Genomic DNA, 13,254 nt, shown 5'->3' with positions numbered 1-13,254 from the left:
AAACACCTCAGCGTATGGGCGGGACTCCGCCACTTAGGAGGTTAATAATATGCGAACAATGAAACGATCTTTCATGCTAGTTGTTGTATTACTCATTGCATTTTCACCTACGATTTTCGCAGCGCCAACAGGGCTTGATTCTTTTCCTGATCATGTAGATACAGAGTCTTGGAAACTACCTGAGGAAATGACATGGGAAGATTATAATCCTATTCCAGGAGTTGATTGGAATTCTGCAACTATTGAACCAGAAAGGGTACTAAAAGGTGCGCTGGTTCTGGTAGACTTTCCTGATCAGGAGTTTATTTTAAGTCAACCTGAAGGATCCGACTTAGCGGGAAATCCAGTAAACACTGGTGATATTCCATATGATGAACTTGGGGATTTTTGGGTGGACTTTCTAAATAAACCACAGCCTTTGAACAATTTTCGAACAATGAACGAATACTGGCTAGAAAATTCATATGGTAAATGGTCGATGGAAGTTGATGCATTTGGACCTTATCGTATGGATTTTAATGAATTTCAATATGGGTTAAATGAATTTGGTCAAACGATTAATATGCCACAAGGCTATCAAGCAAAGAATCTTAGAAATGAAGCTGTAAATGCAGCTCAGCCAGACATTGATGCATCTGGAGAAAATTATGATTTTATCTTTATACTACATGCGGGATACGATGAATCGGGAATTTGGCAACAATTTGGTGAAATGATGTTCCAAAATCCTGAGTCGGTAACGGATGAGTTTGGTCCACCAGCAGAGTTTGATTTGCCTAATTGGGCGGTTACGCGTTATGTACCTTGGACATCTTGGTTTGCTGCTAAATCTATATGGTCAAGTGCTAGTCGTGGGGTCTCAATCCAAGGAGAAAATGATGGAATGGCAACATTTGCGCATGAATTTGGTCATATTATGGAGCTTGGTGATAATTATAATAATCCGTATGGTAACCCAGTCTCACGTACGTATTCAGGACCATGGGAGCTAATGAGTCGTGGTACATTTAATGGTCCAGGGGGCCCTCACACACAATGGAAGGTTCTACCTACGATGGGTGGATCAACCCCACCGCACCATATGTTACGTAACAAAATTAAACAAGGTTTTTTATCTGAGGAACAGTACATTAATGTCAATCGTGATGAGTTAGCTGAATCTGGTCCAATATTTGCTGATATTATTGCCAGAGCTGTACCGACAGGTGATGAATTTGGTAAGACAGGCCTATACGGTATTAATATTGAGATGGAAGATTTAACGCCTCCAAACTCATTAGAGGATGATTGGCGAGCAGATATGCAACGTGGGGCAAAATGGTACGATAATTATACGATCGAGGTAGTTGACCAGATAGGGTTTGACTCATTTACTCCGGATACTGGTGTGCTCATGGCAAAAACAAAAAATGCTGAAGCACCACCTAATATTTGGGTTATTGATGCGCACGATGAAGATATTGCACAGGTAGATTTTATTCGACCAGATGGAACTGAAGCGATGTACTCACTTGGGGATTATCGACAACTCGCAGACGCGCTCTTCAAAGCGGGTACAGATGAAGGTGTTGTGAGTGAGTATGTCGATGAACATAACCGTCTACATTTTTATATTTTAGATAAATTTTATGATGAAGTTGGGGCACTTTCATATCGCGTATCTGTGCGCCATTTGGATGGTGCTGGAGATTTTGAACGCGGTGTTGAAGCAGTTGCGCACGCGGCTGAACGAGCAGTTTCAGGAAAAATAGCTACACATACATTTAGCGTGACGAATACAGGGGAAGCAACTGATTTAGTGCGTATTCAAGCTGAAATCGATACAGGTTGGGAAACGATGATTCATCACAATGTGATAGAGGTGGAAGCTGGTGAAACAGTCGAAGTTCCGGTGTATGTAAAAGTACCTGCAGGGGAACAACAGCCTGCGCAACTTACATTTACAGCAACATCAGAAACAGATTTGGGACAAGTCTCTTCGGATGTCGATGTGCTATTAAGCGATGTGAATGCAAAAAGTATGCAAGCATTAGTGGGAATTTTTGCTGAATTAGGAGACATTGACCAAGCCGCCATCCGACCATTCACGACACATTTAATAGCTGTTGAACGTTTTGAACAACAAGGAGCACAAGATAAAGTAGCGAAACATATGGAAGGATTCAAGCTACTCATTAACCAGTTTACAGAGAATGAACTATTAACGAATAAAGCATCAAAAGCACTGCATGACTATACAGATTTATTAATCAAATAGTGAAACATGGGGACGGTTCTCGCGTTTCACGGCACGGCACGGCGCAGCACGACCGAACTGAATCGTGACTCGTAGGGACGGTTCTCATGTTTCATGTAGAAGCTTTTATCCATTAAGAAAACGATCAAAGCGCAAAAAAGTCATTTTTTACTAGTGTAAATGGGAAGGGATGGTTAAATTGGGAAATCGTATTTTTCGGAAACTGTGTATCTTCGTTCTGATGATTCCTTTACTTGTATTGTCTTTTGGAAAAATAGATGTATCACATGCACAATCTGTCTCTGCTGATAACCAGAAATTAGAATTAGGGGATGTCAATATTGTGCCACTACAAGTTACAGGTCCAGCCGAAGATCGATTAAACCTGATTATTTTTGGTGATGGATATACAGCAGATGAAATGGATAAGTTTCGTGAAGATGTAGATCGCAACCAAAATGTTCAGTGGAGTGTGGAGCCTTTCCGTAGTTACCGTAATTACTTTAATGTGTATATGGTAGAAACCCCCTCGGTAGATTCAGGGATTAGCTGTGACCCGGATGATGGGAACGTAAGGCGTGACACGGTGTTTCATTTACAATACGCAAATCGATGTCCAGCTGATGAGCTTGCACGTGGTGTAACATTTGGTACCGGTGGGGCCGAAGCGAGAAATAAGATTATGAGGGAATATATTGCCCCAGCGTTAGGTATATCTGAAAATGACCAAAACATTCAAACGTTAACAATTGGGAATACATTTACGTATGGCGGTATTGGTGGCGTTCATGCTACAACGACTGGTGGTAGTCCACAAGGTCCACTCGTTTCATTGCATGAATTAGGACATTCATTAGGCAACCTACAAGATGAGTATTCTTATTATGATCGCGGTGTGCCTGGTGGTCCACATCCAGATCAAGAACCAAATTCTATTCATCATACGCGAATGACTTCTGAAGAAATGATTGAAAAACAAGCGAAGTGGTGGCGTTGGCTAGGTGAAGAAAGTGAGTCTGGTGGCCTGATTAAAGCTGCTGATCCAGATGGGTATGAAAGTGGTCAGTACAGTAGCTCAAATATTTGGCGTCCTAGTAAACATTCCATGATGCGACATACTGGATTTTACTTTGATCAAGTTAGTAGAGAACAAATGACGCAGCGAATAACGGGGATGCGTAACGCGGAGGAGATGCCATTAACTTCTACACCTGAAGGAGAAATCGGCAAAGATGAGATTCTCTCGGTTGAGACGATGTACCCAAGATTTCATTTGTTGGATGTCACATGGGCAATTAATGGGGAAATCGTTGCAAATACGAATAATGCGCGGCATCTTGATTTAAGTAAATATGATGTAAAGCAGGATGATATCGTCAAAGTTACGATTCAGGACAAGACGCAATTTGTCCGAGATCCTAATTATTTAGATGGACCACGAATGACACAGACACGAGAATGGACGATAGGTAGTCCACAAAATGTTACGGAAGTAGATGTGGTATTTACAAATCATTCCACAACTGCTCATGCTTTAGCATTAGATGAGATTGTATTTGTTGAAACACCTAATCCGACAGACCGCTTGTTAAATGTTACTTGGAAATTAAATGGCGAGGTTCTAGCGGATGCACAAAATAGCCGTTTCCTTGATTTAAATGAAATTGATTTACCACAGGGAGAGTTAACATTAAGTGCAACGGTTACGGACCCTCAGCAAACTCGTTCAGATTCGGAAACAATTTCATGGATAGTTGACAATCAACTTCCAACAGCTCCAAGAAAATTAACAGAACCAATCGCGACACTACCAGGTGAGGTGGAGCATCATGTGTATTTTAATAAGTTTGATATGAAACTTGAACCGCAAGATGATCAAACAGGTTTTGTTGTCGGGGAAATTCGATTAAATAAAAGTGGTTGGTATAACTATTTTGGATTTCCTGAAGAACCGGAAGGGGAGCCATTTACATTTTCATACTCTGGAACAGATATTAAAGAGCTCACATATGGCAACCTTGGAACAGGTGGACTATCCATTGTAACGTATGAAAAATCTTACACGGAAGAAGACCCGGGTGAAAAATTTGTGCCAGGTTTTGACACGCATTTTATTGAACATCGCGCCATTGATGCCGCCGGTAATATTGGAAATGCAGAGGAATATTACGCTACAGTCATTCCGGGAGAACAAGCGACATGTACACATGCGATTACAGAAGATTACCAAGGCGATTTACATGTGACAGAAGGCGTGACTTGTCTTGAAAATATAACCGTAACGGGTGATGTTTTCGTACAAAAAGGTGCGTCATTGGTGATTTCAAATAGTACGATTAATGGAGATATAGAAGCTGAGGAAGCACATACAATCCAAATGTTTGGGGCAGAAGTAAATGGTCAAACTTATATTTCACAAACGATCCATGACACGACGTTAGTAGGTAATACATTTAATGGGTGGCTAATTTTGCGTGACAATGAGCAAGTATCAGCAAATGCGCAATATGACGAATATGGACCTGTTTTAGTTGGAAATACGATTCATGGTGTACAAGGTTGTTATGAGAATCGTTCTGATATTGCAGATTTTGGCGCACCTAATCGAGTATCCGCATTTAACGTTGGTGATTGTGCAAATGCAGACTTGAGTGCTACAACGCTAATAAACTATGTAGCGCAATTTGGTGAACTTGATGTTTTTGCAACAGAAGATACGAAACGTTCTTTCTCTACTCATTTAACATCTCTTGCGCATTTTGAGCAACGTGGTCTGGATGATAAAGCGCTGAAACATTTGAGTGGATTTGAAATTCTTCTGGAACAAAAGTATGAGCAAGGATTGATTGCGAAACAAGCGTACATTGTTTTGACGCTCGAGGCGAAAAGATTACATGAACATTGGGAACAAAATTAGCTAATAGAAAATCGTGACAAGGACAGGTGTTCATGAGATTTATACGTCATCACTTATTATTTACCATTGGTTCTTGTTCGCTTGATCAAGCAGGGACTAAACACCTACCATTTTTGGTTGCTAACTCGAAATAATAGGTGATTACGATTATTTATTTGAAAATTTGCAATATACAGTTGATTAGGCATCAAAAATATGATAGATTAACTGCAAGATTATCATATCAATCTATTACAGCAACGAAATGATAAGGAGGGTAGTGGAAAAGGATTTTTTTTATAAAAATAGAAAGGGGAAAAGAGAGATGAGTACAAACAAAAAGTTTGGTTTAAGTATCGCAAGTGCAGCATTAGGGCTTACTTTAATAAGTGGAGGAACATTTGCTTACTTTAGTGATACAGCGGTGGCGCAAAATACGTTTACGGCGGGAACTTTAGATTTATCGTTAAATCCAGAAGTTTTAATTGATATTAGTAACATGAAGCCCGGAGATAATATGTTACGGGAATTTGACTTAACGAATGAAGGGACTTTAAAAATCCAAAGTGTTTTATTGGAAACAGATTATCGAATTATAGATTTAGAAGGTAACAACGTAGATGATTTTGGTAAACATATTCAAGTAAACTTCCTATGGAATTGGAATCAAGAAAGTGAACCTATTTTTGAAACAACCTTATATGAGCTGAAAAATATGGATCCAGATGTTGTAAAACGCGATGTATGGGATCCATTATGGGAGCAAAAAGGCGGACTTGATGTTGGGGAAAATCATGAGTTTTGGGTAGAGTTCAGTTTTATTGATAATGGAGAAGATCAGAATATGTTTCAAGGAGATAGTCTGTTGCTAGAATGGAAGTTTCATGCAACGCAAACAAGTGGTGAGGACCTATAATATGATGAAAAGGATGAGGCCAATGAAAATGAATAAGAAAATTATTTCCTCCACCTTAGCATTGTCTTTAACCCTTAGCGGATTTTTAATTGGTGGAAAACCGGTGTCAGCGGAAGAGGTCCGTATCGCGTATCACGAAGCATATCAAACGCCTTCATATATGATTGAGCAATGGGAAGCTCCTAAAGGATTGAGCAAAGTAGATATCGTTTTGGCTTATTTAGATAGTAAAAGTAAGTCATTTAAACTATCGAATAATACATTGACGAGTTTTAAAGTTTTAGAGGAAACAACGGACAAAGAAACAGACACTTCTCATTTCAGGGTCAAGCAATATTTTGATGGTATACCTGTTTTTGGGGCGGATCAAACAGTGGCCTTGGATCATGACAATCAAGTGAAGGCGTACTTTGGCCAAGTCATTCCCAATTTGGATAATAAAAATTTAAAGACAGAAGCAAAAGTTACGAAAGGACAGGCTGTATCAATATTTAAGCAAGCCTTGGAAAAAAGAATAGGTGAAGTAGGAGATTACGAAGGAGTAGAGGTCAAAGAGTATATTTATGAGTATGATGATAACTTCTACTATACGTATCTTGTAACGGCATCGACCGTTAATCCAAAGGTTGGTTATTGGCATTATTTCATTGATGCGGTTAGTGGGGATGTAGTGGATCAGTTTAATGCTGCACATGAAGTCACTGCTTTTGGTACAGGGGTTTTTGGTGAGAAGAGGAAATTTGAAGCGCAAGCAATTGATGGTCTATTCAGGTTATATGATGAAACACGTGGTAAAGGCGTCGTAACGTATGATCAAACAACAAATACAAATGTTGACGTGACGAGTGTAAATAAAATGTTTAAAGATGGTGCCGCAGTGGATGCCCACAGAAATGCACAATTAACTTATGACTATTATATGGATACATTTGGAAGAGACTCTGTTGATAATAATGGTCAGCAATTAATATCGGCTGTGCATGTTGGGGATAATTGGAATAATGCATCGTGGAATGGAAGGCAAATGTCGTACGGTGATGGAGACGGCATCCGATTTCATCCATTAAGTGCTGGTTTAGATGTTGCTGCACATGAAATGACACATGGTGTCGTACAACATACAGCAGGCTTAATTTATCGCAATGAATCAGGTGCATTAAATGAGTCTTTTGCAGATATTTTTGGAGCAATGGTTGATCGGGATAATTGGCTCATCGGAGAAGCAATCATGGCGGATGGCAATCATGCATTACGGGATATGCAAGATCCAACTTCTTTGATTGAAAGTAGAACGGAAAGATCATACCCAGATCATTGGGATTTACGCTATGAAGGTAACCTGGATAACGGTGGTGTTCATATCAATAGTAGTATCAATAACAAAGCCGCCTATTTAATTGCAGAAGGTGGCGAACATTACGGTGTCACTGTAAACGGTGTCGGCAGAGAGGCAACAGAGCAAATTTACTATCACGCACTGAGCTACTACTTAACAGCAAATTCCAGCTTTTCTATGATGAAACAAGCAGCCATCCAATCCGCAACAGACCTATACGGAAGCAACTCAGCAGAAGTAGAAGCAGTCAAACACGCATACAACTCAGTCGGAGTAGAATGATAGTGAAACATAGGGACGGTTCTCCTGTTTCATGAAAAGGAGCTTACACCCGTTAAAAAAGGACAAGGTCATTTTATATCGACCTTGTCCTTTATTGCGGGCGAAACATGGGGACGGTTCTCATGTTTCATCAAATAGTAGAGGTGCTTCATGAATCAAAGTGAGTTATCATCCACGAGCACCTGGTAACAACTATTTTAGTTTTAAACTACTTAATGCAATACTACTTACCAAGCATATCTTTTATTCTCTCCCGCATTTCTTTTGTATAACCTTGCAGTCCGCCTGTATGGATAAAAAGAATGTTTTCTTGATCATCGTACTTTCCTTGCTTTATTTCAGTGATTAATCCACGGAAGGCCTTTCCTGTGTATGCAGGATCAAGAATAATGCCGGAGCTTCTCGCGAAATCAATATAAAATGCAAGTTCTTCATCTGTTGCTAGACCGTAACCTTCTCCAACATAGTTATCATTGATGAAGATGGTGTCGAAGTTATGGGCTGACTTACTTGACTCATCCGCTTCATCAATGTCCAGCACGATTTTTGTTACTTCTTCTTTGAATTCTTCCGCTGTATTGTCAACAGAATAGCCGATAATTTTCTTGTTAAATCTTGCTTGTTCATTTCCATACCACAGTCCTGCATATGTGCCGCCAGAACCAATAGCAAGGTTAATAGAATCAAAATGAATGTTCATCTGTTTTTCTTGCTTTACGATTTCGTTATAACAATTAATATAGCCGTGGGAACCGAGTGCATCTGATGCACCAACAGGAATTAAAAATACCCTTTTACCTTGGGCAGCTAGTGTATTTTTTAGCTCCTCCATTGCATCTTCACGGGACGCACCTGGGGAGATAATGTGTACATTTGCACCAAGCATATGGTCTAGGAAAAAGTTCCCTTCGAATTCTTTTACGTCACCCCTTAGCACAAGATGACAATCTAAATCTACCATGGCGCAAACAGCAGCGGTTGCCCTTGCGTGGTTTGATTGAATCGCGCCAGTAGTAATGACGGTATCATACCCATTTTCTCGTGCATATTGAATGGAGTACTCTAATTTTCTTACCTTATTACCAGATATTTCAGTTCCAGTAAAGTCATCACGTTTTATATAAATATTTTTGCCTAGTTCCTGACTAAGTTTTTCTAGCTTTTCAATAGGCGTATCTAAATGTGCAATATGAAGTTTGTGCATTTGCTTATTTGCCCCTTTTTCATTCAGTTTTTCTAACTAATGGACTTATTCATTTATTTTTAGCATGTTGGCGTCATCCAAGATGTCACCTATTCCTGCGTGTAAATTTTTCCAAAAATATTTCAAATAAAAGCGGAGGCATTTTATACTACCGCGATAGAAATAATAACAACGAACGATGCTTATTAGAAAAAATAGCCAGTCTATGCTCTAAAGGAAATATAGCGTAATACCTTCCTCTAAACAACATCCACTTCAAATAACTAGCGGTTATTTATGAGCATGTAAATAAGGTGTTAGTAGCATTTTGTCAATTTTTGTTTTATGCTTTATCTTACATATTATACACAAGTTTGATATGTTTTTACAATTTATAGAAAAGAACAGGCATTGATAATATACAAATATAAGCATCTAGAAAAGGAGAATTTTACATGAAAAGATTATTAGATTGTACAGCTTCTGATTTTCAAAAGATGAATGGCCAAGACTTAAAACAATCCATTCGAGCTAGTGAAGGAAGGGTTATGCTTTCTGAAACGATGGCTTCTGCAGCACCATTATATCCAGGTGTGACAAATGCGGAATTAGCAGCTGCTTTTGGTGCTGATTTATTATTATTGAATTTATTTGATGTGTTTCAACCTTCCGTTACAGGATGTGCGTGTGAGGCGCATGAGTCTGTCGTTCAAAAAATGAAGGAATTAACCGGCCGTCCAGTTGGTCTAAATTTAGAACCAGTGGATTTACATGCTGAACAAATTGAACAGTTGGACGAAATATCACGCGGAAGATTAGCTACAGAAGAATCCTTAAAAGAAGCAAAAAACTTAGGGTTTGACTTCGTATGTTTAACAGGGAATCCGAAAACTGGTGTGACAAATGATGAAACAATCGTTGCGATTAGGAAGGCGCGTGAGATTTTTGGGGAGGAAGGATTAATTATAGCTGGAAAAATGCATGGTGCTGGTGTGGCAAATGAAACGGGTAGCGGCATTATTTCAGAAGCGGATCTAGCCAGTTTTATTGAGGCAGGTGCTGATATTATTTTAATGCCGGCTCCGGGAACAGTACCAGGAATTACATTAGATACAGTGGAAAAATATGTTCGTTTTGTACACGCTAAAGGAGCATTAGTGATGCTTACCATTGGGACAAGCCAAGAGGGAGCTGATGAAGCGACCATCCGCCAAATTGCATTAAATAGCAAAATGGCAGGCGCTGATATTTTCCATACTGGAGATACAGGATTTTACGGAATAGCAGTACCAGAAAACATCATGACATATTCCATCGCAATCAGAGGAAGACGACACACATACGTTAGAATGGCAGCATCTGTAAAACGGTGAAACATGGGGACGGTTCTCGTGTTTCAGCGTCCGCCCGTGCAACGCGGGGACGGTTCTGATGTTTCAGCGTCCGCCCGTGCAATGCGGAGGGGTTTCTCATGTTTCAGCGCCCCCGCCGTGCAATGCGGAGAGGTTTCTCGTGTTTCAGTGCCCCCGCCGTGCAACGCAGGGACGGTTCTCGTGTTTCAGCACCCACCTTGTGCAATGCGGAGAGGTTTATCGTGTTTCAGCGTCCGCCGTGCAATGCGGGGATAGTTCTCATGCGCACACTAAACCAATTTTAGAAAAACCTGGCCAAACGGCGGATATCAACTTATGGAAGACAAAAGTTGGTGTCTCTTTTTCTTTCTAGACGAACGACGTAACCTTCCCGTCTTTTTAGCTGACGCAATATGTAGAATGATTGCACTTAGATAAAGAATATGAGATAAAAAAAGCTACTCTTTTATTGCAGGGATAGACCCTTTAAAAGAGTAGCTTTTTGATTTGAAAAAATTAATAACGATGAAAGGCAAATCTAGTTTGTTTTTTGTAAGGTTCATTTGCTTCTAAAAGGATGGATGGTAATCCTTGTTGATGTAAGGAAGCGGGAGGACCTTGCGTTTCAAAACAGACACCTAAGTATTTTTTAGACATGCCTTCACGTAATTGTAACTGATTATCCAATCCATTCCCTGTATACATAACGACACCTGGCTGATCCGTATTTATCTCTAATATTCTCCCACTCGTATCTTCCTTTACAATTATAGAAGGCTCCGCATCTTTATTGAAGAGAAAATAGTGATCATATCCATGCCCAACCGTTATATTTTGTGGATGTGTTGCCTTTAAACCTTCTATGAGTCTTTTTCCTTTACGAAAGTCAAATGGTGTATGTGTCACATCGATTAGCTTTCCTGTCGGGAGAAGGTTTTGATTTAATTCAATAAATTGGTCGCTGTTCATGTTAACGAAGTGGTTTCCAACTGTTTCTTTTTGTTGCCCTGTTAAATTAAAATACGTATGATTCGTTAACGTGAGAATTGTTTTTTTATCGGATATAGCTTGATAATCGATAAAAAACTCATTTTTATTTGTTAAAGTGTAAGTGACCGTAACGTTTACGCGACCAGGATAACCACCTTCCCCATCAGGGCTAGTATGTGAAAGCTGTACCCCAATCTGATTATTTGTTTGAAAAGGTGATGTTTCCCACATAACTTGATGAAACCCGCCAGAGCCACCGTGTAGATGGCGAGTTTCCTCATTATTTTCTAGTTCATACCTTTTTCCGTCGAGATGAAATGAAGCATCTTGGATACGTCCAGCTACTCTACCGATAATCGCTCCAAAGTAGTTGGGATTTTGTTCATACTCTTCGTACTGCCGATAGCCAAGTACGACATTTTCTAATACTCCATCACGATTTGGGACAATTATCTCTGTAATAATCCCACCAAAGTTTAAAAAACGAACTTGCATGCCATTATTATTTGTTAAGGTAGTTTCTACCCATTTATTTAAGACCTTTTCAGAGGTAATCTTCATGTTATCATTCCTAGTTCAGTGTACGAATAAATCGTCTAAAAGCATCTCTTCCTGCAGTTGTTTGTTTAAATACACCAGCATAAGCTAGTACCTTTGCAAACTTCAAACCTAATTCCTTTTGCAAAATGAATTCAGCTTGTTCTAAATTTGTAAGTATGCCATAATGACTCTTTAATTGTTCGGCCCACTCAAGGTGATAGTCAGCAACAGAATGAGTGGATCCAACTAAATAGTTTTTAATTTCTTGAAGTTCTTCTTTTAATCTAGCAGGTAAAACTGCTAATCCCATTACTTCAATTAATCCGATATTTTCTTTCTTGATATGATGCACATCCGCATGAGGGTGGAAAATTCCCATTGGAAATTCTGCTGTCGTCCGGTTATTTCTCAGAACGAGGTCAAGTTCAAATTCCCCATTTCGAAAACGCGCAATCGGTGTTACCGTATTATGTGGCGTTTGATCTGTAAATGGGATAATATCTACACGCTCATCGGTGTACTGCTTCCAAGTGTGAAAGATGTGGTCGGCAGCGTGAACAATATGCTCCTTATGTTTGCCGCGTAGTCGAATTACGGACATTGGCCAATTTAAAACAGCAGCAGATACGTCCGGAAATTGCTTCAATTCGAAGTTAAATGCATCTTTTGCATTTGTCATCGCAAACTCATAACGACCAGCTTGGTAATGATCATGACTTAAAATGGAGCCACCGACAATTGGCAAATCTGCATTTGACCCGATGAAATAATGCGGAAATTTATCAACGAATGTAAGTAGTCGCTCAAACGCATTTTTATTAATTTTCATGTCGCGATGTTCTTCAGAAAAGACGATACTATGCTCGTTATAGTAAACATATGGTGAATATTGTAAATACCAGTTTTCATTTAATAAGGGTACTTGCATGACGCGATGGTTTGCTCGAGCCGGATAGCCAATGCGCCCAACATAACCTTCATTCTCACGGCATAAAACACACTGTGGATAATCTAATGTTTGCTTCATTTCTCGTTCACGTTTGATCTGTTCCGGGTCCTTTTCGGGCTTAGATAAATTAATCGTAATATCAAGCTCGCCATAAGCGGTATCTGCTTTGAAATGAACATTTTTGGCAATTCGGTTCATTTGAATATAATTGCTGTTCTTACTCAGTTCGTAAAAAAAGTCTGTTGCAGCTTGTGGCGATTCTTTATATTTATGATAAAATTTATCATGTAAAACAGATGGATGCGGAATAAAACAATTCATGATTTTAGCAGAAAGTATTTCCTTGTCGTCAAAGATATCTTCAATGACATGATTTTGGATTGCGTAATCTATTATTTTTTCGAGTAAATTAGGAATGGTATCACTTGTGACAGTCGTTATTTCTTTTGGAAATGATGCAATTTGCAACAGGTGTAACACTTGGTTTCTTACATAAACTTCGTCTTGTGTCTCTATTAAGTGTACTTCTTTTGCTTGTTGAATTAGACCTGCCACATCTTCAAATATTGTCATC

Annotated in this window: 8 protein-coding genes; 5 read left to right on the top strand and 3 right to left on the bottom strand. The window is 39.3% G+C overall.

Translation table 11 applies throughout. The annotated features are described in order from the left end of the window. The first annotated feature begins 49 nt into the window (after positions 1–49). The 4 genes from ACFFIS_RS00100 (at position 50) to ACFFIS_RS00085 (ending at position 7,666) form a co-directional block, all read left to right on the top strand. On the top strand, positions 50–2,257 hold the full coding sequence (locus ACFFIS_RS00100; RefSeq protein ID WP_390185657.1) for a M6 family metalloprotease domain-containing protein: 2,208 nt from the start codon (positions 50–52) through the stop codon (positions 2,255–2,257). Between the two features lie 178 nt (positions 2,258–2,435). Then, positions 2,436–5,153: a M64 family metallopeptidase gene (locus tag ACFFIS_RS00095; protein ID WP_390185656.1), complete on the top strand. Its 2,718-nt coding sequence runs from the start codon at positions 2,436–2,438 to the stop codon at positions 5,151–5,153. 304 nt (positions 5,154–5,457) lie between these two features. Next, positions 5,458–6,048: a CalY family protein gene (locus ACFFIS_RS00090; RefSeq protein WP_390185655.1), complete on the top strand. Its 591-nt coding sequence runs from the start codon at positions 5,458–5,460 to the stop codon at positions 6,046–6,048. A gap of 28 nt (positions 6,049–6,076) precedes the next feature. Next, positions 6,077–7,666 (top strand): M4 family metallopeptidase, encoded by a 1,590-nt coding sequence (locus ACFFIS_RS00085; RefSeq protein ID WP_320380622.1) that lies wholly within the window; start codon positions 6,077–6,079, stop codon positions 7,664–7,666. A 223-nt stretch (positions 7,667–7,889) separates the two neighbouring features. Here ACFFIS_RS00085 and ACFFIS_RS00080 read toward each other — a convergent pair whose 3' ends face one another. Continuing rightward, positions 7,890–8,870 carry a D-cysteine desulfhydrase family protein gene (locus ACFFIS_RS00080; protein WP_390185654.1) on the bottom strand — a complete coding sequence of 327 codons (981 nt, stop codon included), beginning with the start codon at positions 8,868–8,870 and terminating at the stop codon, positions 7,890–7,892. A gap of 434 nt (positions 8,871–9,304) precedes the next feature. Here ACFFIS_RS00080 and ACFFIS_RS00075 point away from each other — a divergent pair, with 434 nt between their 5' ends. Then, positions 9,305–10,222 carry a DUF7916 family protein gene (locus ACFFIS_RS00075; RefSeq protein WP_320380086.1) on the top strand — a complete coding sequence of 306 codons (918 nt, stop codon included), beginning with the start codon at positions 9,305–9,307 and terminating at the stop codon, positions 10,220–10,222. Positions 10,223–10,717: 495 nt separating this feature from the next. Here the strand turns inward: ACFFIS_RS00075 and ACFFIS_RS00070 are convergent, their stop codons facing one another. Then, positions 10,718–11,752 (bottom strand): aldose epimerase family protein, encoded by a 1,035-nt coding sequence (locus tag ACFFIS_RS00070; protein WP_390185653.1) that lies wholly within the window; start codon positions 11,750–11,752, stop codon positions 10,718–10,720. A gap of 10 nt (positions 11,753–11,762) precedes the next feature. Continuing rightward, on the bottom strand, positions 11,763–13,253 hold the full coding sequence (galT, locus tag ACFFIS_RS00065; RefSeq protein WP_390185652.1) for a UDP-glucose--hexose-1-phosphate uridylyltransferase: 1,491 nt from the start codon (positions 13,251–13,253) through the stop codon (positions 11,763–11,765). Position 13,254: the final 1 nt, after the last annotated feature.

The sequence above is a fragment of the Paracerasibacillus soli genome (genome assembly GCF_042432965.1).
Lineage (GTDB): Bacteria > Bacillota > Bacilli > Bacillales > Amphibacillaceae > Paracerasibacillus > Paracerasibacillus soli.
Note: the sequence above shows the minus strand (reverse complement) of the source record. Positions and strands in the feature narration are given on the sequence as shown.